Annotated in this window: 20 protein-coding genes and 1 pseudogene; 4 read left to right on the top strand and 17 right to left on the bottom strand. The window is 39.7% G+C overall.

Annotated elements, in window-relative coordinates; genetic code table 11:
• Positions 1-23 precede the first annotated feature (23 nt).
• The gene (locus IRB43_RS08025; RefSeq protein WP_203362948.1) at positions 24-2,456 is read right to left on the bottom strand and encodes a DEAD/DEAH box helicase family protein; all 2,433 of its coding nucleotides are present in this window, start codon (positions 2,454-2,456) and stop codon (positions 24-26) included.
• Positions 2,449-2,775: a nucleoside triphosphate pyrophosphohydrolase gene (locus tag IRB43_RS08020; protein ID WP_203362947.1), complete on the bottom strand. Its 327-nt coding sequence runs from the start codon at positions 2,773-2,775 to the stop codon at positions 2,449-2,451. Before IRB43_RS08020 ends, IRB43_RS08025 begins: the two co-directional genes overlap by 8 nt.
• Before the next feature lie 289 nt (positions 2,776-3,064).
• Here IRB43_RS08020 and IRB43_RS08015 point away from each other — a divergent pair, with 289 nt between their 5' ends.
• Positions 3,065-3,286, top strand: coding sequence for a DUF3923 family protein (locus IRB43_RS08015; protein ID WP_203362946.1), 222 nt, complete (start codon positions 3,065-3,067; stop codon positions 3,284-3,286).
• Positions 3,287-3,393: 107 nt separating this feature from the next.
• Here IRB43_RS08015 and IRB43_RS17835 read toward each other — a convergent pair.
• The 5 genes and pseudogenes from IRB43_RS17835 to IRB43_RS07995 all read right to left on the bottom strand — a co-directional run.
• A pseudogene (locus tag IRB43_RS17835) lies at positions 3,394-3,477 on the bottom strand (alpha/beta hydrolase); the annotation flags it as partial.
• A 289-nt stretch (positions 3,478-3,766) separates the two neighbouring features.
• Entirely contained in the window at positions 3,767-5,122 is a 1,356-nt protein-coding gene (locus tag IRB43_RS08010; protein WP_203362945.1) for an RNA-guided endonuclease TnpB family protein, read from the bottom strand.
• A 35-nt stretch (positions 5,123-5,157) separates the two neighbouring features.
• On the bottom strand, positions 5,158-5,562 hold the full coding sequence (tnpA, locus tag IRB43_RS08005; RefSeq protein WP_203362944.1) for an IS200/IS605 family transposase: 405 nt from the start codon (positions 5,560-5,562) through the stop codon (positions 5,158-5,160).
• A 144-nt stretch (positions 5,563-5,706) separates the two neighbouring features.
• The gene (locus IRB43_RS08000; protein WP_203362943.1) at positions 5,707-6,696 is read right to left on the bottom strand and encodes an alpha/beta fold hydrolase; all 990 of its coding nucleotides are present in this window, start codon (positions 6,694-6,696) and stop codon (positions 5,707-5,709) included.
• A gap of 256 nt (positions 6,697-6,952) precedes the next feature.
• The gene (locus IRB43_RS07995; RefSeq protein ID WP_203362942.1) at positions 6,953-7,300 is read right to left on the bottom strand and encodes a winged helix-turn-helix transcriptional regulator; all 348 of its coding nucleotides are present in this window, start codon (positions 7,298-7,300) and stop codon (positions 6,953-6,955) included.
• Between the two features lie 125 nt (positions 7,301-7,425).
• Between IRB43_RS07995 and IRB43_RS07990 the strand changes: the two genes are divergently transcribed.
• On the top strand, positions 7,426-8,148 hold the full coding sequence (locus tag IRB43_RS07990; RefSeq protein WP_203362941.1) for an SDR family oxidoreductase: 723 nt from the start codon (positions 7,426-7,428) through the stop codon (positions 8,146-8,148).
• Between the two features lie 67 nt (positions 8,149-8,215).
• Here IRB43_RS07990 and IRB43_RS07985 read toward each other — a convergent pair whose 3' ends face one another.
• The 3 genes from IRB43_RS07985 to IRB43_RS07975 form a co-directional block, all read right to left on the bottom strand.
• The gene (locus IRB43_RS07985) at positions 8,216-8,455 is read right to left on the bottom strand and encodes a transposase (RefSeq protein ID WP_203362940.1); all 240 of its coding nucleotides are present in this window, start codon (positions 8,453-8,455) and stop codon (positions 8,216-8,218) included.
• A 178-nt stretch (positions 8,456-8,633) separates the two neighbouring features.
• Complete coding sequence (locus IRB43_RS07980; protein WP_203362939.1) at positions 8,634-9,677, bottom strand: 5-methylcytosine restriction system specificity protein McrC; 1,044 nt, start codon at positions 9,675-9,677, stop codon at positions 8,634-8,636.
• Positions 9,652-12,087 carry an AAA family ATPase gene (locus IRB43_RS07975; protein WP_203362938.1) on the bottom strand — a complete coding sequence of 812 codons (2,436 nt, stop codon included), beginning with the start codon at positions 12,085-12,087 and terminating at the stop codon, positions 9,652-9,654. The genes IRB43_RS07980 and IRB43_RS07975 overlap by 26 nt, the downstream gene beginning before the upstream one ends.
• Positions 12,088-12,318: 231 nt before the next feature.
• On the opposite strand from IRB43_RS07975, the gene IRB43_RS07970 reads away from it, so the two are divergent.
• On the top strand, positions 12,319-12,678 hold the full coding sequence (locus IRB43_RS07970; protein ID WP_203362937.1) for a hypothetical protein: 360 nt from the start codon (positions 12,319-12,321) through the stop codon (positions 12,676-12,678).
• A gap of 207 nt (positions 12,679-12,885) precedes the next feature.
• The gene (locus tag IRB43_RS07965; protein ID WP_203362936.1) at positions 12,886-14,028 is read left to right on the top strand and encodes an S-layer homology domain-containing protein; all 1,143 of its coding nucleotides are present in this window, start codon (positions 12,886-12,888) and stop codon (positions 14,026-14,028) included.
• Between the two features lie 355 nt (positions 14,029-14,383).
• Here IRB43_RS07965 and IRB43_RS07960 read toward each other — a convergent pair whose 3' ends face one another.
• The 7 genes from IRB43_RS07960 to IRB43_RS07930 form a co-directional block, all read right to left on the bottom strand.
• The gene (locus tag IRB43_RS07960) at positions 14,384-15,871 is read right to left on the bottom strand and encodes an amino acid permease (protein WP_203362935.1); all 1,488 of its coding nucleotides are present in this window, start codon (positions 15,869-15,871) and stop codon (positions 14,384-14,386) included.
• Positions 15,872-15,957: 86 nt separating this feature from the next.
• A complete protein-coding gene (locus IRB43_RS07955; protein WP_203362934.1) occupies positions 15,958-17,298 on the bottom strand; it encodes an APC family permease in 1,341 nt (446 codons plus the stop codon).
• A 12-nt stretch (positions 17,299-17,310) separates the two neighbouring features.
• On the bottom strand, positions 17,311-18,258 hold the full coding sequence (locus IRB43_RS07950; RefSeq protein ID WP_203362933.1) for an acetamidase/formamidase family protein: 948 nt from the start codon (positions 18,256-18,258) through the stop codon (positions 17,311-17,313).
• Positions 18,259-18,357: 99 nt separating this feature from the next.
• Positions 18,358-19,107 (bottom strand): glucose 1-dehydrogenase, encoded by a 750-nt coding sequence (locus IRB43_RS07945; protein WP_203362932.1) that lies wholly within the window; start codon positions 19,105-19,107, stop codon positions 18,358-18,360.
• 23 nt (positions 19,108-19,130) lie between these two features.
• Complete coding sequence (locus IRB43_RS07940) at positions 19,131-20,834, bottom strand: M20/M25/M40 family metallo-hydrolase (protein ID WP_203362931.1); 1,704 nt, start codon at positions 20,832-20,834, stop codon at positions 19,131-19,133.
• A gap of 49 nt (positions 20,835-20,883) precedes the next feature.
• Entirely contained in the window at positions 20,884-21,606 is a 723-nt protein-coding gene (locus tag IRB43_RS07935) for an amino acid ABC transporter ATP-binding protein (protein ID WP_203362930.1), read from the bottom strand.
• On the bottom strand, positions 21,572-22,294 hold the full coding sequence (locus IRB43_RS07930) for an amino acid ABC transporter permease (RefSeq protein WP_203362929.1): 723 nt from the start codon (positions 22,292-22,294) through the stop codon (positions 21,572-21,574). The genes IRB43_RS07935 and IRB43_RS07930 overlap by 35 nt, the downstream gene beginning before the upstream one ends.
• Positions 22,295-22,323: the final 29 nt, after the last annotated feature.

Raw genomic sequence — 22,323 nt, 5'->3', positions numbered from 1 at the left:
TGATCTCTATTCTAATACTTTAATCATTGTTGCTTCGTATGGTCTTTCCTCTCAAAATGCCAATGCAATCGATAGTCACAAATCTCCTTCGTCCAGTCAAATAAGATTTGTTCATGTTCTTTTTCCACTTCAATATGCACTTGGAACTGGTTGTCCTCAAACGAGATCATTCCCTTTGAAGATCCGCTCCATTTTGTCATGGGCATTTTGGCAATGAGGTCAGCGACTTTCTTCTCCTCGTATTGTTCAAGCTCTCGGCTTTGCTTATCGGAGAAGTCGATTCTTTTTCTATATGCCTTTGATGTTAAGTAATCATGGAAAAACGGCGCTGCTTCTTCTGGCGTGATCGGTTCAAGCCATTTGTTTGTCCCTTTGGAAAGCATGTAGCTGAGAACCACCATTTTATAGCTTTTTGTCATGCTTGTTCGTTCCACTTCTTGAAGCCAGCTTTCATGGGCTAAATAAACCTGCTCTTCTTGTCCCGTCAGCTCCTGAATGGCGTGAAGAAACCCTGGATAAGAGCCGTAAAACTCTTTGATTGCTTTGCTGTCGGCATGGCCTTTTAAGTGAAATTCGAGATAAGACGGTCGTCTACCAAGCTCTAGTTTTAACTCTTCATACGCATATAATAACTGGTCTTTTCTCGGATTCTTTTTGCGAGTCATTTCCTTTAATAGCTCGACTGCTTGCAAGTCAAACTCCATATGACAATTTTCTGGAACAGTTGGGATGATCCCTTTCTTTTTCTTCTTGTTATCAGGATCACTATCAAAGACTTGCAATTTAATATCGGCGTTGTGGTAGTTCCCAATTAAATCAATGATCACACAATGGCTCTTTCCATCGGCAACCCGAAGACCACGCCCGATTTGCTGAGTGAATATCGTCAACGATTGAGTTGGACGAGCAAATAACAGTGTATCCACAGAAGGAATATCAATCCCTTCGTTAAATAGATCAACGGTAAAAATGATATCGAGCTCCCCTGAATCCAGTGCTTTTATCGCGTCCTGACGAGAATAGCTCTTTGTTTGTGAATGAAGCGCAATCGTTTTCCAGCCTTTTCGGTTAAAATAATCGCTTAAAAATTCCGCCTGACGAATCGATGAGCAAAAGCCAATTGTTTTTGTTTGACGGTATTTTTCCCATGCGGTTTCAATTTTTTCAGCCATTTCTTCTTTCAGCTGAACTTGCAACAGCTGTTCTTCATCATACCTTGTCCCCAACCAAGTGAGTGCAGAATAATCGGTGTCATCATACACTCCATAATAGACAAACGGAGCGAGCCAGTTTTTCTGAATTGCTTCAATAAAATGAATTCGATAAGCGGTATTTCCATCACAAATGCTGTACACATCTTTATTGTCCATTCGATCAGGAGTTGCTGTGATCCCAAGCAAGAATTTCGGCTGAAAATAGTCAAGAATCGTTTGGTAAGACTGAGTGGCCGCATGGTGAAATTCATCAATAATAATTAAATCAAAATCAGTTGGAGCAAAGCTTTCTAAATGATGCTTCATTCCAATAGTAAACACAGAAGCAAACAGCATATCCACATCTTTTTCTTTGTAGTCCGCATTTAAAATGCCCGCCGTTCTTTCTGGCATCACATGCTGAAATGATTTTTTCGCTTGTGTTAATAACTCTTTTTGATGCGCAATAAATAGGATTCGTTGAAATTTGCGAGCGAAAAAAGCCGCAAGATATGTTTTTCCAAGCCCTGTTGCCATGACGACAAGCGCGCGGTCATACTCTTCTTCAAGTGTATTTTCCAGCGCTGCTAACGCTTCTTCTTGAGCGGGTCTTGGACTTAATTCTTGATTCACTATGTATGGCTCTGTTGTCTCACTCAAGAGTTGTGCTTGATCAGCAGGTTCTGAAAACATCATTTCTGTTTCTTCCGCTTCTGTCCACTGTTTCGCCACGGACTGCTCTCTATGAAACTGATCGTAGCTTTCTCGATATTGCTTAATCGTTTCCTTATTCACAGGGATGGTAAATTCATGTTGAAAAATAGAGAAAAACTCCTCTAACCCCTTCTCAAAAATATCTTTATCCACAGCTGGCGGAGCATGAAGATTCCACTCTATCCCACTCGTTAACGCCGAAGCTGATAGATTCGATGAGCCAACAATTAAATGACCTGATCCATTGGTCCGAAACAAATACGCTTTCGGATGAAAGGATTTTCCTCCGCTTTTCCACATGCGGATTTTCGCTTCAGGCAGTTCATCCACAAGAAGCTGAAGGGCATCCGGCTGAGTAATATGTAAATAGTCACCTGTGCCAATTTTAATTTCCGCCCCGCGCAAAGCGGCCTTTTTTAATGAAGGAAGAATCTTTTTCACACCCGACTTCATTACAAAAGAAGTGAGAATATAAATTTCTTCCGCCTCTTCTGCGAGTACATTAATCGTGTCCACCAAGTTTTTAGTGATTAATTGTAGCTTAGTCATCCTCCACCTCAATCAAAAAAATCCGCTCCTGAAATCCGCCGCGCTTTTCTGCCTTACGCTCACGAATCGCTTCAAGTTGTTCGTAATCGGCCCCATGAATTGTGGCTGCTGCATGGATCAGTTCTAGTAGATCCGCCAGTTCTTCGAGTGCCTCTTCGTCGTTAGCGGCAGCTTCATATTCCATCAATTCTTCATTCATTTTCTTATGGACTTCTTCATAGTATTCTTGCTCGTTAAGAATACGAGTTTTTAAAGATTTGCCGTCTTTTTCGATGATTTCTGGAATGCGGTCACGGACGAGTTTATTGTAAGTAGGCATAGGAACGACTCCTTTTTTAGTGTTTTCTAATATTTTAACAGAAAGGTGAATTAAAAAAACAGACACCCTCTACATTGCATTGAATTTTCCCTTTATATTTCCACCTATTTTATTGATCGACAAATCTCATGAAATTGTAAGAGGAAGCTAGGACTTTCAAACTGGTAAATGACTTGTAATTAGGATACTGTTATTAAGAAGGATGAAGAATTTGGAATTATCATATGTTTTTTGGTGATAAATTGGCAGTATCAGTAGATTTACTAACTCGCTGAGAAAGGAGACATTGATGGTGAAAATGAAAATATGGTGGCTTATAAATATGGTGTGGCTATTGATTTTTGCTGTTGGAGCCGTATTTATTGGAATAAGGGAAGTGGATGGGGCAGGGGCTGTTCAAACTCCTGAAATCAGAATGGTATCATTCATTGTGTTGGGTATTGCCTTTATAATGGTTGTAGTCATTCAGCTGGTTTTTCTTTATTTTGTTAGAAGAAATGCAACGCGATAGTTCACAAATGAAGAAACAAGGAGAGCGGCTTTTCGTAGCGCTCTCCTTTTAATAAATGAGAGTGAAGATCTCAATTTACTTATCTTTAGCGATCAAAACAAAGTGATTCAATTTATAAATACATTAGACATCCATTCATGAAATTTTTCCTTCTCTTCCATTTGTGGATAATGAGCTGATTTCTCAAATGTAGTCAACTACCCCCACTGAGATGAAACGCTTCAGTGGGGGCTTGAGTTAGAACTCTAGGTCTTTTCGTCTATCACTAGACAGTTTGACGCTCTAGAATCCATGCCACCTTACGGCAACACCCCAAGTAAGTTTTTGGTTGGTACTGGCAACGAACGATTGTTTTCCCACTTGCACCACCCTTTCGAAAAAGAGCAATTCTCCCTTGCGGAAGAAGTCACCACTCAGATTACTCCGGCGTGTGCTACAAGCCCCGACAAGTCGAGTACACATGGATGGTTGACACACCCACTAAGCTATGCACGAAGCAACAGCCTTACGTTTTTGCACTTCTAATAGAATCGGAGTTTTCACTTTGAGGTTTTCATTCAATTCTACAACTCCTGATTTTTGCAATGTATTCAACGCACCATTAATATCAGCGTGGATACATTTCCCTGATTCACTTCGATACAGACCACGAGTGATTCGTTTGCCACTAAAGCGATAATTCGTCTTATTATCCTTTGACCAAACAGGAATCATATCTTTGTCTAAGAAACTAGCTTTTGAGGTATAGCTTTCTTCTTGTTTAAAGAATTGAATGCCTTCTTTTAAACATTTATTCTCGATGGCTGAAATCAGTTTATTGAATGGGATTTGAACAAATGTTTGATTATTCTTTTTTCCCATATCGTATTCTTGTTTCCAACCAGTGTTATAACCTACGACAACAGTATCTATGTTGAATTCTTTCACTTTTTTGAACAACAAACCTACAGTTTGTGAAATGTAACCATTCATTTGTCTTTCTCGTTTGTTCCAAAGTTCAGCCATTTGATTCGTTACAACACGTTTTGAAAGTCCATTTTCAATATTTTTTTGTTGCAGATGACTGATCATTTTGTTGAAGTATTGGTTAATAGATTTTAGTTTTTTGCCATCAATCAAGAACGTATCACCTGTGTTTGTTGCACAACTTAATAATCTGTCTACACCTAAATCGCAACTTAAAGCGTTAACAGTAGTCGTTGATTTTTTCTTCATTTGAGAAACGTGCACTTCATATGTGTAATGCACCTCAAAGAACCGACCTTTTTGTTTGGGTACAATTTCAATGTAGGAAATTTTTTTATTCATTAAGTTTTTAGGCATACGTATCTTGATGGAACCAAATCTTTTTCTGAATTCAACATTCATTGGAATCGTCCAATACCCGTTATCATCTACTTTTGGAACTTGATAGATTTCAATTATTCGTTTTTCAGTCGAACCAGAATATTTCGGAAACTTAGGGCGACCTGTGAATGTTTCAGGGTTTTTCTTCCACTGTTCCAGTGCTTTAAAAAAGCTTTTCGCTTCTGCATATAAGGTTCTACGGATAGCTTGAACAGAGTTGGATTGAACACCCCAATAGTTCATATCGGCTTTCATGGCAGCGTCCACTTCTTTTACGGTAGCCATTTTATTGTGGTTCAAATAACCTTGCTTAATGGTGTACAATCCAACATTTCGCAACGCTTTTGAACTATGTGACATGCGTTGAAGTACACGAAATTCTTTTGCCTTGAGGCAAGCTCGTCCAATATTCTGTTTTTGAGTGAAACGTTGAATGTTTTCACTTTTCTTTTGTTTGCGTAATACTTTAACTGCTTTCTTTCTAGTCATTGTTTTCACCGCCTTTCTCGTGGAGTTAATGAAAATTAGTTCATTCCTTGTGATTCAATGTACTTACGAATGACATCTATCGATGCGCCGCCCGTTGTTAAAAGGCAATAACTTCGAGACCAAAACATTTCTTTCCATAGATCCTGTTTGATCTTAGGGAAATCTCGTTTCACGAAACGAGAACTAACACTTTTGTAACTGTTAATAGCTTTTGACAAATCAATATTTGGAACTGAACGAAACAAAATATGAACGTGATCTCCATCATGATTCCATTCTTCTAGGGTAATTCCTTTTGGCTCAAGTAACCGAACGAAGTGTTCCTTCAGATAATCTGAAATGTCATCATCCAGCACTTCTTTGCGGTATTTAATAACCAAAATTAAATGATAGCAGAGCGAGAACACTGAATGGTTGTTGTTGTCCAATTTAACTGTCATATCTATGCCCTCCTTATCTACGACTAATTATATCATAAGACAAAAAAAGAAGCGAATGTTTGTTCTTAAAAATAGTTATGAACTAAACAAAAAAGTTCAGCCTGTTGGCTGACGGTAATTCATCTCCACCTGAATTGTCGGGCTTCACCCGTAACACAAATCAGATGGAGTCTTCTTGCCGGAAAGGATAAATTCTTTTTGATTGGCTTCAAGCATATCAAAATATGTTTTTGCTGCATGAGAGGAAGTCATGTAGTCGTATTTCCCCATAACAAAGTAGCAAGGGACTTCTAGTTTCGGCACGATCTTAGGCAATGGATTCTCCAACACTTCTTTTAACAAAACTTTTTGAGAGTAGGATAGTCCATAGTTGTAACGGATGACATCTAATAAGTTGTACTCACTACTGAATAACATACCGATGTTATTCCCATCAGGGTTCTCAATAAGTCTTGAAGACCCGCCATATTTTGCAACATAATTTCGTGGAGTAAATGTATCACCCTTTTTGATTTTTTCAGTCAGCCCTTGTAAATATAAAACATCCTCCGTATTCCCCTCATGTTGAGCTTGATTAATAGAGTAGTTCAAACTATCAATCTCGCTTTCCACTGTATCACTCATTTGCCCAATGCCAATGTATGCTTCATATTTTCCAGGCGCTCTATAAGCCGCTTGTGTTGCAATATATGTACCATAAGAATGACCAATGAGGATGACCTTTTCCTTGCCAAGACGTTTTGATATATAGTCCGTCATAGCCAGCAAGTCCTCGACGAGTAAGTCTGATGAAAGGTTAGAATAGTCTTCAGAAAAATGATAGGATTTTCCGCTTGCTCTTTGGTCGTAATGAACAATTGTAAAATCGTTTTCTAATAAGTTTTGGTATTTATCAGCATATGGTATTTCTGGACACCCTGGTCCGCCATGTACAAAAATAATCACTGGATGATCCCTATCATTGCCGCGTATCATCACTTCATGATTACTTCCATTGATCTTTACTTGTTCCAATGTACTTATACTGTTATCACCTTTTATACGTGCAGTCCATGTCGGGAAAAAAAGCGCTACAATTAGTGATAAGACAAGAAGGACTCCAATAAACTTTATTAATTTTTTGATCTTTTTCATGAGGTTCCTTTCTGTTTAACGTATTAAGTGGATCTTGATATCCCCCTTTCTCTTTTTGAACAAAATCGCCCCTTTAATATAGGCATATTTTCTACAACCTCCATTGCAATATTAACATAAATATCCAACAAAAAACCGCCCCTCCAAAAAGAACTAGAGGTGCGGAATGATTGTCACGAAACTTTATTGTAGATCATCCACGTTTTCACAAAACTACATGCTTGTCATTCGACAAAAACCGGGGGGTGACAGGTACCTAATTATCACATAACACACGTTCTAAATGTTCCCTCTTTATATGAGTAATCCCCCATTCACAAATCATATCGAGTAAAGGAATAAGGGATAATCCTTTTTTAGTTAGGGAATATTCTACTCGAGGAGGGACTTCTGGATAAACAGTTTTTGTAATTAGTCCATCCTTTTCTAGTTCCCTTAATTGTCTGGATAGTGTTTTATGTGAAATATCCTCAATATATTTTTGAAGTTCTCCAAATCGTTTGATAGGGTTCTCGTATAGTTCATATAAAATCATTATTTTCCATTTTCCTTGAATGATTTGCATCGTTGCATCAAACTCATTTAAATATTTTTTCTGATTCAATTCATTGTCTCCCTTATATAAGTACCTCAAGGTTACTAAAGGACAAAGAGGTGCCTACTTTACCTCAAGTAGCTTCAATTGTAAACTGATTTTACTTAGAAATCAAAGAAGGAGAGACAATCAAAATGAAAACAGGCTTTATTGCAATTACAGGTGCCTCATCAGGTATTGGTGAAGCTACGGCAAAGAAATTTATGGAGAACGGTCATAAAGTTTTAGTTATAGCTCGTCGTGCCCATTTGTTAGAACAATTTACAGGTGATAATGTAATGAAAGCGAGTGTGGATGTAACAGATAGAGAGGCTTTAAATAAAGTTCTTATGGAAGCTGAGGACAAGTTCGGACCAGTTGAAGCAATCGTAAATAATGCTGGACGTATGTTATTAGGAGATATCGCTACACAAAACCCTAATGAATGGAAAGAAATGTATGATGTGAATGTGTTAGGTTTATTAAATGGAATGCAAGCAGTACTTCCCTCTATGATTAAGCGCCAAACAGGAACTATTATTAATGTAAGCTCTATTGCTGGAAAGAAAACATTCCCTGATCATGCAGCATATGTGGGGACGAAATTCGCAGTTCATTCAATGAGTGAAAATGTCCGTGAAGAAGTTTCGAAGCATAACGTACGTGTTATAACAATTGCGCCAGGTGTAGTTGAGACGGAGTTACTATCACACACATCTGACGAACAAATTAAAGAGAGTTACACAGAATGGAAAGAATCTATTCATGGTGGTCTAAATCCAAATACAGTTGCAGAAACAATTTATTTTGTATTTAATCAACCTCAAAGTGTAAATATTCGAGAAATTGTATTGGCACCAACAAAACAACAAGCATAAAATGAAACAAGGTTGTGTCAATGAAAATGCCAAGAATTTTGTTGACATTTTCATGTTTCTATTTGTTTTACAAAGGCATTTCTTCTATAATTTGATGTGTGAGATGTAAGCCTACTTGCTTAAGTGAGCGAAGTTTGGCCCATTTTTTCAAGTTTTGTATGATGGCGGTCATCAAAACTTGTGTTTTCACCTTTTGAACTCCACGGTAACGCGCATAGCGCAAACCGTGGAGTTCTTTACTATGAGCAAAACTCCGTTCAACCGTAGAAGGACGAACTGAGCGAAGAATCTTTCCTCTTGGCGACAAGCGCTGTTCCCTTAATTGATCGTAAATCTTTTAATGAATGGAACTAGGTAGCACGCGATCGATGATCCTTCGTTGCGAATCGGCGATAAGACATATAGACAAAGAAATCTCGTTTGAACAATTTTCGGGCAAGAGTGACATTATAGTAACCAGAGTCCAAAGCGATTTCTTTCGCTTATTAACCGGGGAGTGACAGGCATCTTTGGTGTATCGATTGCCAATCACGGGTTAAATCTAATGTACATATTCGAATGCTGTGTCCGTGAATGGTTAGTTGTTCATTCAACTGTTTGTCTACTTTTGGATAGAGCAGGATGCCTTCTAATCGAAACGGGTATTTTTTGACCGCTTGATTATTGGTCAAATAAGTGAGCAATTGATACAGATGTTGATTGTGAAATTTTTCCGTGCCATAGTGACTGCTCAATGAGTTAGCATAAAATTTTGTATCCATAATAATTTTCCGTTTAGGGCTAATCAATGAGAGATCGGTTGTCATCCGCGGTAGCAACGGATGAGTTTGGTCTGTATCTGTGGCCCACTCTACATTCTCGCTGCAAACGTGAAATTCATTTTGCTCTAGTCGGTAAAAGTGATAAATAAATTTCTCAAAAAATCTTCCTAGATTTTGTGAGCGGTCAAAGCTGACAAACTGGCGATCCCCTGTTTCTTCATTAATAAGAAGATGCTCAAATAACAGTCTGCAAATGCTTATGACTAAATGATAATGCCGTGTATTCCTGCCGATAACAACCGATTGAAATACTCTAGGTGTTAGAGGAATGGCTGTGATGTCAGTAAAATAGGGCAACACATGAAATACTTTTTTGCGAAGAGGTGGTGCTAGTTCTTTCACCTTGCCAATTTCCATCAACGTGGATTTAATCACTTGATTCAGCAAGATGTCATGAGACAACTCGTCGAATTCACAGACCATTTTTGCCTGCCGAAAAGATTGGCGATGAAGCGACGCTGAAAAGTCCACTCGTCCTTTCAGCGTCGGTGTGAGCTCTTTATGATTTACATAATCTCGGTGCAATCCCTTTCGAATCAACACAGGAAGCTTGTCTGTCAGCACATCGATCAGCAGCGAATAAATATCAGCGTAATCCTCCTGACCGACTGTTTGCGCATCTTTTTCTGGCAAGATCCCCCAAGCATACATCAACATATAATAAATATTTTTAATCGGAACTTTATTGAAGCTTGGCAAGCAACTCACGCACCTTCTCTTCCTGATCAAACCAATATTCCTTCAGCAGCGGTTCAATTTCAAGGCGAACAATTCGATCAAACCATCTTTGTTCATCCTCATCCATGGCCTTTGAAGGAGTGAAGTAGCTATGGCCAATCTCAAACCCGCGTCCAGCATTGATCGTGTCATTCACAATTTCTTGATTGATCTCCTGCATAGCAGTCACTATTTTCTCTATGAACCCTTGACTAATGCCTTTTTTCCTTAAATATTCCTGAAAGATTTCACTATGAAAAGCAGGCTCTAACGTCAAGAAGGCAAAGCGGCGCCGTAAAGCAAAGTCAACCATGGCGAGCGAGCGATCTGCTGTATTCATCGTTCCAATGATATACAGATTTTCGGGTACATAAAAGCCTGACTCCCCGTCCTTTTGATAGGCTAATTGAATCGTATGTTTTGGCCCTCTTTTATCCGTTTCAATCAACATTAATAATTCACCAAAGATTTTGGATAAATTGCCGCGGTTGATTTCATCAATGATTACGTAGTATTTCTCCGAAGGGTTCGCCATTGCTTTTTGACAAAACTCATAAAACAAGCCATTTTTCAAATAGAAATGCCCAGCCTCATGAGGTTTATACCCTCGGATAAAGTCTTCGTACGCATAGGATTGATGAAACTGAACGAATAAGATATTGTCTTCCTTTTTCGCTGACTGATGATAAAAAGCGAGCCGCTTAGCTACATATGTTTTCCCCACTCCCGGAGGTCCTTGCAAAATGATGTTTTGCTTATAATCAAGCATGTCGATCATGGCATCCACTTGATCCTCAGGGATAAATAAATCTGCTAGTAAATCCTCCTTTGTATAAGCAAGATCATTTGTTTCTTCCATCATTTTGACTTCTTCATATAAAGAGAGCAGCTGCTTTACTTCCCTCTCATGAGAAGTAAAGTTAGTTAATGTCTTCATCGGCAACTTAAACCCTTCAACGGATCGTTCCCCTAAATGAAGCCATTCCACTTTCCGAATAGAGCGATAATTTCCCCGCTTTGCTTCGTATTGATAGTCCGATGTAATCCGTCCGATGCCCAGGATCGCAGAGCGACCTTTCTTCATGATGACGATATCGCCTATGCTCATCATGTTCGCAAAATTGTAGTTGGCATAGGCATTATTCCAAGGCTTATAGCTTAAATTTTCAACATTTTGTAGAACTCGACCGACTTCCTGACGAGATGAATATTGACGCAAATCACCTAATTTAGCCCAGCCAATCGCTATTTCCTGATTGCGTTCAAATTGATCCCACAGTTTGCCATCCTCCCCAGCCGCAAGTACCCAATACTGAATCGCCGTCTCTTCCTCTTCTGGCTCCATTTCCTCATTCGCTTGAAACGTTTCAAATAAATAACTGAAAAACTGATCAATTTCTAAGTAAATAGGCAGATCCGTTTGTTTGCCCACAATCGCTTCATATCGCTCAATGACTTGATGTGTAGCTAAGGCTTCTTGAAATTTGCGAAACTTTTGTCCGAAAGTATCTCCTCGCTGATAATCAGGATGAATCTGCAAAATATTCTCTAAGGCGACCCGATCGCGTTGATTGTAAAAGCAATATTCATCTGCATAGACATTACCAATAATTTCACTAACAACACTTTCACCAAAGCCGAACAGCTTGTAGTCTTCAGCATGAATAAATTGATCTATGCGCTCATCGACAGGTACGTCAGCGGAAAATAAAAAGCGAAAGCTGTCCCGGTATTTTTCAATTTCTGCGTTTTTATTCCCTAAAGCCCGCTTCCGAGCAAGAGGCATGCTCATAAACGCGTTGATGTGCTGACCGATTTCTTGAATATATGCCCACTCCAACTCTCCTTGTGCGACCTTTCCTTTAAATTCTTGGAAAAAGGCATGATTGTCATGAATGTAGTCCATTTCAGAAAACCAATCCATCGCTTGTTCGCTAAATAAAGCTAAATATTGATCAAGTGTGGACAATTGCAACTGTTCTTCTAGCCTTTCTGGACGCTGCCAAAAGGCATGTAATCGTTCAAATTCTTTTTCCGATAACTTATAGTTGGTATTCTGCTTCAGACGAAGAACCGGTAAATCGTCAAACATCGGCAATTCCATCAATTGATGGCGCATTAGCATGCCTTCCTCTTCCGTCAGACGATACTCATGTACCTTAAGTTCCACTTCCCAAGCAGACTCTCCTTCATATGGCTCACTCATTACCTCTGCAAGAGCAACCACTCCGCCTGAATATTTCACACCACCATCTGAACGCCAAATAAAGACATGATCCCCAACATGTATATCAGAAACATAATGCGCTTGCCGTACATTCCATGTAAGCTCCTCATTTTCAGTTAAATAGTCATCTACATCAAAGGCTTTTGGGTTGCCTTGAAAGAGCCAATAATTCATCTTCATTCTCCTCACCAATATGTATTTATGAATATTCTACCAAAAGACCTAGCTAAAAAAACGAACAACCTAACATGATTTTTTTCAAATCAAAAAACATAGAAAAACTTCAAGTTTAGGAACGTGACAGTCGTGTTAATCATTGATACAATTCTAGCATCAACCAATTGGAAATATATTGATAAGGAAATATTGATGCACGCTTGATCTACTAAAATGGGAGGCGACACTATGAAAAAAGTAGCCATGAATCTCCTCATCCTCTGCTTATATGGTTTTCCATTTGTCTATTTTTCTATGTATAAGGACTTCGCGGATGGCTCAATGATCGGGTATGTACTGATGATCCTCGTCACTTCGATTCTCGCTTTCATCGGTCAATATTCTCATCACACCATGGCTGTGTTCATCGGAAATTTGGTATCGGCTGTCGTTTCTTATTATTTCATCACTCAAATGGCAGGGAATGACCGATGGGGTGGTTATTTCAAACCTCTGGCCCCTGTTCACTTGTTGGTATTAGTAAGTGTGTTAAATATAATTCCTCAGCGAATGGCGATGAACTTAGCGAAAAAGTATAAAAGAGGGTAAATCTTCTGCGAAAAAAGACATCTTATTTATCGAAAAGATGTCTTTTTTGTACATTTTTCACAAGTACCCCTCCAAAAAAACAGATACCCCAGATGTTACCATTGAATTAATTCGAGATATTCTGAAGGAGGCGATTCATGGTTCATCGATGGGGATGTCGTTACGTTGTCTAGTTTTTGGTTATTCATAAACAAAGGAGTGGTCGCCATGAAGTATGTATTAAAAATGATGTTGTCTTTCGTCCTGTTACTTAGTTTGTTTGTTCCCGCTACTCAAACGGAAGCTAGCAGCAAATTCAAAGATACGAATAATCATTGGGCAAGAACAGAAATTGAGTTTCTTACGAATAAGGGGATCATTAGCGGTTTTTCTGACGGCACGTTTAAACCTAATGCATCGGTGACGCGTGGGCAAACAGCCATTTTGCTTGCTCGCGCTTTGAACTTAAATGTGAACAATCGCCCGAATCCTCGCTTTAAAGATGTGCCTGTTACCCACAGTGCGTATAAATATATTGCTGCGATTGTGGATGAAGGCATTTATCCGAAAGGAACTAATTTTTATCCGAATAAGCCGCTCACTCGAGAGGAAATGGCTAGAATGCTAGTCAATGCGTATTCGTTGAAAGGAAACAAAAATATTACTTTTAAAGATGTGTCTACATCGTATTGGGCCCAGCCATACATTAGTTTGCTCGCTGAAAATGGGATTACCGCCGGCTATTCGAACGGTACCTTTAAGCCGAAAGATACCGTCACTCGCGCCCAGTTTTCCGTCTTTTTAAGCCGCTGTTTGGATGATCGCTTCAAAGTCGCTCCCCCATCACCTGGACAAACAGCTCCTGTCTTAATGAAAGACATCAAATTGGGAATGACGTATCAACAAGTGAAAAATCGTGAAACACGTCCTTTAATACTAGGTGATCATGACGGCCACTTGGGTATATTAATTTACAGCGTGGAAAAATACGGTTACTATGCCCATTTAGAATATTTATTTGAAAATAACAAGCTTATATTCGCGACTTATAATTTCATTCCTGAAGAAGACTCCTACCATACGAGAAGCGAGTTAGCTGGCATTCATAGCGAGCTTCATCGCGGCGGTGTGAAAGAGTTCGGACACGACTTTTTCTACTATGATGAAGAATATCCGTCCAATCGCTTTGTCACACACTGGCAGAAGTCTGGATATGACGCCCTGCTTTCCGTGAACGATGACAATGTTCACTCACAAGCGGTAATCATTCACACTGAACCACTCTATACATCGGCCGCCACTTCTCAATCTAGCTATGCGGATGTGCTCATCAATAAACGCGAAGAACTAAAAGCGGCTTTAAAGAAATAAAGTGTCGCACCTGCTGTCATGGCAGGTGTTTTTTGTTAGATGGGAAGTGGATTGGTCTTTTGTAGTACACGATTAGTCGGGATGAAGAGCTAATCAGTCGCAATTGATACGAAATCGGTCGCCTAACTTCCACTTTCGGTCGGATTGAGTGGAAAATCGGGCGCAAGCCAGCACACCGCCAGAAACAGATACTTATTTTCATCAATAGAATTGATTAATCGATTATAATCGATTAATCATAAAATGTGATCAGTTTTTAAAGGGGTAAGACGGTTGGGGTCATTGAATCTTGGTTAGGCGCCTCCGATTCATAATAAGGCGCCCTCCCATCAACCTTCAAAAACAAAGTAATCGATTAGATATCATCCCGGCTAAAGTCGCATTCTTTCAACGGCACAACTTTTGTCTTTTTAATAAACTTATAACCGATCCATAGAATAATAAACACAGGCAAACTAATATACGAAACTAACATGCCATACCAGTTAACTGTATCTCCTGAAATCACATCACTCCCTTGACCGATGATTACGACGGAACATAGCACTAGCGTCAATAAAGGGCCAAAAGGATACCATTTCGCTTTAAATTTTAATTCGTTAAGGTCTCTTCCTTGGGCGATGTAAGCTTTGCGGAATCGATAATGACAGATCGCAATTCCTACCCAAGTTAAAAATCCAGTTAGTCCCGTCATATTCAGAAGCCATAAATACACCACTCCATCTCCAATAAAGGAAGATAAGAAAACAACTAATCCAAAAATAATATTGGCGTATAGAGCATAAATAGGCACGCCCTTTGCATTCACTTTGCGAAGAAATTTAGGAGCCTTTCCTGATTGGGCAAGCGCCCAAAGCATTCGCGTGGATGCATACGTAGCTGAGTTACAAGCTGAGAGAACCGATGTTAAAATAACCGCATTCATCAGTGAGGCAGCGAAAGCAAGACCCGCTTTTTGGAACACCAGTGTAAATGGACTGATTGTAATATTATCTACATCTGATTTCAGAAGGTTAGGGTCTGTATAAGGAATAATCAACCCGATGACCATGATAGAAAATACATAAAAAATCAAGACTCTCCAAAAAACACTGCGAATAGCTCTAGGAACATTGCGTTCAGGATCTTCACTTTCCCCGGAGGCGATCCCCACCATCTCCGTTCCCTGGAAAGAGAATCCAGCAATCATGAAAATCCCTACTATAGCGAGAAATCCTCCTTTAAAAGGTGCTTCTCCTTTTGTAAAATTTTCAAATCCAACTGCTGGGCTCGTAAATATACCGAAAATCATTGCCACTCCAACGATCAGGAACACAATAATCGTGATCACTTTGATTCCGGCAAACCAAAATTCAGCTTCCCCATACCCTTTAACAGAAAGGACATTTAGCAAGAAAATTAACGCTAAAAAAATCCCTCCCCACAAAATATCCGAAGATCCAGGCAGCCAATATTTCATCACTAGCGCTCCTGCAGCTAATTCAGCTGGAATCGTCGTGGACCAACTTAACCAATAGTTCCACCCAAGTGTGAATCCAAAGGCGGGATCAACAAAGCGAGTCCCATATGTTTCAAACGAACCGGAAACGGGAAGATATGTCGCCATCTCGCCAAGGCTTGTCATCAAAAAATACACCATACAGCCGATAGCGAGATAAGCAACAAATGCTCCGCCTGGGCCTGCTTGACTGATCGTTGCACCACTCGCAACAAATAGTCCCGTTCCGATGGCACCCCCAATGGCAATCATGGTTATGTGGCGGGAACGTAGCCCTCGCTCTAACTTACCGCCTGTGGTAACAGAAGCGTTTTCCATACTTGGTTTTGTTTCTAAATTACTCATAGAGTCCCCTCCTTCTTCCGATTAATAAATTGATTATTCTGAATATTTAACGTGTAATTGTTTGGCCACTAGATCTTTAAATACATCTATATCTCGAGAGAAGCAGGCTTTTCTTTATACACTTTTGTGAGCACGCCCAGATAAACAATTCCTAACATAGTCCATCCCAGTCCTACTTTAATAGCTAAAATATCCATCCCGTATAACACATAGCCAATAACGATCGCTCCGATTAAAGGTAAGACAAGGTATTTCATATACTGTTTTGATTTTTGCCGAATGATAAAGTGGTTAATTACCGAAATATGAAGCATCAAAAAAGCTGTCAGGGCACCGAAATTAACCACATTCGTTAATATAGCGGTGTGTTCTTGGAACAAAAAGCAAACAAATAATGAAACAAATGCAACTAGAACGGTACTAACATACGGAGTTTTATATTTTGGATGAACCTTCGCAAGTACAGACGGCAATTTACGATCTCGCCCCATCGAAAATAGTACACGTGCAATAGCTGCTTGAGCAACCAACGAGGAAGCAATTCCCCATGAAAAAGCTGTTGCTAAAATCGTTACGTTCTTTAACCATGTTCCTCCAGCTACTCCTGCTATTTCATAAAAATAAGTATCCAAATTTTTGATAGTCATTCCTCTGCCCAAATCACTGGCGATCCATGTTTGCACAATAAAGAGTGTTCCCACACACAGCAATGTAGCAATAGTTGCTTTTCCAACGGTTTGCTTGCCGCCTTGCACCTCCTCCGACAGAGTAGAAATGGCATCAAATCCTAAAAAGGATAAAACGGCAATCGATACAGCTCCCATCACCAATGGCAAACTAAATGCATCAACATCATAAAAGGGCTTGATTGTTAGCTGCCCTGCTCCTGCTCCGCCATACAAAGCTGATAAACCGACGACAATAAAAACAGCTAATACGATAAATATCAAGGTTAAAATCACTTTGTTTGCTTTGGCTGTAAATTCAATTCCCCTAATATTAATGACTGTATTAATAACGATGAAGAAAAAGAGCCATATCCATTTAGGCACGGATGGCATAAAGGCTGTTAAAGCTGAAGCGCTGACAATGTAGCTTAGGGCAGGGATTAATATGTAATCCAAAAGAATTACCCACCCGCAAATAAAACCTACATATTCGTTGATGCCGCGCTGTGCATAAGCATAGACAGATCCCGCTACAGGAAATGCTTCTGACATTCGCGCATAGCTCATCGCTGTAAATATCATACCTGCCATTCCAATCATATAAGCGAGAGGAACCATTCCATTAGAAACCTCGAACACATAACCAAATACACCAAATGGTGCAATGGGCAGCATGAAAATCAATCCATAAATGAGCAGATCTTTAAAAGTTAACACCCGCTTCAACTCTTCTTTATAACCAAATTGTTCAATGGACATCTCCTTCACCCCTTAGTATTTAGTAAATGATGTTGATTCAATCTCGCAATATGAAGCCATCTGTTTGGTTAATGTCACGCCATATTTTTCAACCATCCAACTCGGAAGTTCCACCCGCATCGTTTTAAGAGGATTCACTGCTTGGCATACACGCAAATCGCTTGCAATACTTAACAGCATACTGGCTTCTACCGTGCTCATTCCCGTCTCTTTTTCTAACCAGTCGACCATATTTTTAACCGCTCTATCTGTTGCTTCATCTAGCGTCTTCGCTGAAGCTACCGTCATCATCTTCTCTTCTGTAATGACTAAGGGTAATTTCCAATCCTTATCTTTGATCACCTCGATCTTGAGCGTTACTTTCCCTGCAATCTCTACACCGCTTGAAATTTCTCCATCTCCCATTGCAGCATGTAAATCACCTAAAGCTAATAAAGCACCAGGTACATTTACAGGTAAAAAGACGATTGCCCCTTCCTTAATTTGTTTGCAGTCCATGTTCCCGCCATGCTCTCCTGGTGTATCATTTAAAACGGATTCATTCGCTGGGGCCGTTCCGATCACACCAATCATCGGATTCAACGGGATTTGCAATCGATCATTATATAGAACCTTTCCATTATGAATAGGCAACTTCTTAATCGTATTCGTCGTTAATCGATCCCCCATTACACCAAGATCAGGTGCAGCAAAGGAAAATCCATGATCAGCCAGTTCAATCTTCTGAATATGAACAGATAAAATATCTCCCGGTTCAGCTCCTTCCACATAAACAGGGCCTGTTGCGGGATTCAAGCGATTCCAATCCACTTCACTGAGCAAAATATCCTCAGCGTCAATTTGGTTATCAAAGCAGTCATTTGTATCCAGCGTCACTAAAGTCCCTGGATTGACCACTAATGCAGGCTGATTAACTGGTGACATCGCATAAATCTTTTTTTCATTAGAAACATGATACATAATAATTCCCCTCTCATTTCTTCATTATTTTTTATAAAAATATAAGTAGATGCGGTCACACCGCAGTCTGCTTGATTGATAAACGATCTTGTTCATTTTCTAAGCCAATTCACCCCCATCAATCGGGAAGTTTTGACCAGTAATATAGGCGGCTTCTTTAGAAGCTAAAAAAGCATATAAATTGGCGACTTCTTCAGGTTGAGCATGCCGTTGTAAAGGAATCGTTTTATCGACTTTCTTCAACATTTCTGTTGTATATTCCGCGAGTTGCATGGGTGTAAGCACATATCCTGGACAGACCGTATTGACTCGAACCGTTGGCGCAAGCTCTAATGCCATGGTTCGTGCTAACAAATTCACTCCAGCCTTAGAAGCATTATAGTCGGCATAATAAGGGTGTCCTGCTAACCCGTTCGTAGAGGCTGTCATCAAAATGACTCCTTCTCCTTGAGAAAGCATACGCTTGGCCGCTGCTTGCGCCGTAAAAAAGATTCCATCGAGATTGATACCCATCACTTTTCTCCATTGCTCTGGAGTAATATCAACAAAGCTCGTTCGTTCACTGACTCCAGCATTCGCAATTAAAATATCTATCCCATTCATAAGCGAATCGATCTCATCAAAAGCATGGCTCACTTCGTTTGGCTGACTGACATCTACTAATAGCCCATGTTGAATGATCGGGTATTCCTCAAGAGTACGAAGAAGCTGAGCTTGATTATTATCCAATATCGTGACGTTCGACCCTTCCTCCGCAAATCGAATAGCAGTGGCAAGACCTATTCCGCTTGCTCCCCCTGTCACTACCACGCGTTTCTGTTGCAGACTATCTGAATATTTAGCAGCCACTTACCATCCTCTCCCTTCACTATTTAATCATTGGGGATTGCTTTTTCAGCTAACGGTTCGTTTGTCCGATTTCTATCAACATCCAAAAGTCTTCCAATCACTTCATTCGTAATATTTGGAACCATTTCTGTCGAATATTTCAGTTCCATCCGCTCATATCTGTTATGCGCATCATATCCATATGGACCAATGTTGATAGTAGGGACATTAAGCTCTTGAATAGCTTTATAATTCACATAATGCTTAGTGCCCCAGCCTGGATTATTTACAGTAGCTGCTCTAATTCCTTCCTCCCCGTCGCTGAGTGCTACACAGCTCATGTCACATACATAAGGAAAATAATTTCTTATGACAATAGGATGTGGATAATATGGCTGAACAGCTTTCACTGCTTCTTCTAGTGCATGGAGTAAATTTTGTTCGTATTCATTTTTGCCGGTCAGTTCGATTCGAGGCGAGTAAAGTGATGAATAGAATAAGATGATAGCTGGGCTTTTATCGCTCATCCAATTCCATTCTTCTTCCACAACTCGTGCTGCAAACATTCTCGTATCTAGTGTGCTGTCTAACAGCAATTTTTCTTTAAATGCAGACATATGTTGTGTAAACGGCTCTCCATGCTGTTCAATTAACTCTCTTTGCATCTCTTCATAGATGATCACTCTAGCTTTCCACGGAAGTTCACTGTAAGGGTTGCCGCTAATTTCACAGTACTTTCGATGCTTCTCTTTTAAGTTAGTTATTGCGTTATCAAAAGCAATTTCTGCCTGCTTCTTCAGTGTTACGAGTACATCTTTAGGAGACCAAGATTGAATAAAGAAGTTAAAATATACGTAAGCAGACAATGCTGTTTGTATCGTGTAATTTGGCTTTAAGTCTGTTTGCTTTAAGGAAACGGGCGGAACAGGAGTTTCTCCTAAGGACGTATCACATAGCTCCGGGTTGTAACTAATTTGTCTTGTTAACTCCGCCGCTATATAGTTAGGATCCAAGCCTTCGAAGCAAGAACCTGCATGTGCTTCTGCTCCTGTAATAAAGAAAGAAGGCAATACTTTTCCAACCGTTCCTTTGTAAATATAGCGTTTCGTATCCCCTGCAAATCGAGGAGCTACAAAATCGGAGTTAATCAGAGCGATATACTCAAATTGATGTTCTTCTTTCCACTTCTTTAAATCTTTAAGTGCAGATAAAACGCCATGAGAGCTGTCTTCTTCATCACATTCTGCTAGCAAAACCAAGTTGCCAGCTAATTGTTCAGGATGCTCAGAATAATACTTTAGTAGATAAAGATGACTAGCTACTCCACTTTTCATATCTAGAACCCCACGACCAAAATGCCATTCATTTGAATCTAAATGTTGTTGGACAAGTTCTGGTAACTCTTCATTAGATAACGCTTTCATGAGCTCTGTGGGAAAGCATGCTTTGTCTTTTAAAGATCCATAATCATCGATTCCTACTGTGTCAATATGCCCCATTAAAATGACAGTTTTATTACTATCCCCCTTAGCGCCTTTCACACATGCCATGACATTGTAACGCTCAATTTCATCATTCTCTGTTCTTGACTTAATGAGGTAAGAAGGGTTTTGTTGAAAATAAGGCCAGATGCTTATGAAATGATATAGATTGTTAGCGATATTCACTTCTCCCGATGTATTGACAACGCTTTCAATTTTGACTAATTGATCTGTTAATTCTAATATTTCTTCACGAGTAGAAAACATGAATTGGCACGCTCCTTGTTATCATATAAATTTCAAAAATACCGCCGCTTTATAACACTTGCTGGAGAAATCGGCGTGTCCTTTCTTCTTTCGGCTTAGTAAATAATTCCGTTGGAGACCCCTCCTCAATAATGCTGCCATCAGCTAACATAATTATTCGATCAGCCACTTCGCGTGCAAACCCCATTTCATGTGTAACTATCACCATAGTCATCCCATCCTTCGCCAAGCTTTTCATCGTCTCTAGTACTTCGCCAACAAGTTCAGGATCTAATGCTGAGGTTGGTTCATCAAATAACATCACTTGCGGTTCCATGGCCAATGCCCTAGCAATCGCAACCCTTTGTTTTTGTCCTCCAGATAATTGTTCGGGGTATTGATGTACTTTATCGGCCATCCCCACTCTCTTTAAAATCTCTATCGCTTGCTCAATGGCTGCTTGTTTACTTTTCTTTTTAATATGAACAGGTGCCTCAATGACATTCGCTAACACTGTCATATGTGGAAATAGGTTGAAATGCTGAAATACCATTCCCATGTCTTCCCTTACCTTATTAAGATTTGTTTTGTTTATATCAATGACCTGTCCATTGATCTCTATTTCTCCTTTATCCTTGATCTCCAGGAAATTGAGGCATCTCAGTAAAGTGCTTTTCCCCGAACCGCTCGCCCCAATTAAAACGACAACCTCGGATTTTTTAATCTCGACGGAAATATTCTTTAACACTTCTATCCCATCAAACGCTTTGCACAACTGTTGTACCTTGATCAAGTGGTTCTCCTCCTCTACGCTTGCTGCGCTTATGAACATCTAGCCTTCCCTCAACTTTGTTGAAAATTATCGTGAAAATAAGAACAAGAATCAAATAGTAAATTCCAACCACCAAATACGTCTCAAACGGCATATAGTTTTCCGCTTGTGCAGAGAGAGCATGGTTGAACAATTCTGTAACAGCAATGTATGCCACAAGAGAAGAATCTTTCAATCCGATAATAAATTGATTTCCCAATGATGGAATTGCCCTCTTAAAGGCCTGAGGTAAAATAACTCGGCGCATCGAAAGAGAATATGGCATTCCTAAGGAACGAGCTGCTTCCATTTGTCCGCGGTCAATAGATTGAATCGCCCCTCGAAAGATCTCAGCTATATAGGCGCCAGAGTGAATCCCTAAGGCGATGGCTCCTGCAGTGAAATCTGATAAGACAAACACACTAGATATCCCGTAATACAAGAACATAAGTTGCACGATCAAAGGCATTCCCCGTACAAGAAAAATATAGACATCAGCCAGCTTTTGAAGAATCTTCATATTAGAAACTTTAAAAAAGGCAAAGACTAAACCAATTACCATAGCAATCAATAAAGAAACCACGGTTAGTTGCACGGTAATTACAGTAGCTTTTAGAAATTCGAAGCCATGCGTTTGAAAAATAGAAACTATACTAGTTATGAAATCCAAGGTTACCTCATCTCCTCATTCAACTCACT

The organism is Bacillus sp. REN10 (assembly GCF_016820555.1).
In the GTDB taxonomy this organism is placed as follows: Bacteria; Bacillota; Bacilli; order Bacillales; family Domibacillaceae; genus Bacillus_CE.
The sequence above is the reverse complement of the archived record's forward strand: the minus strand, read 5'-3'. Positions and strand labels throughout refer to the sequence as shown.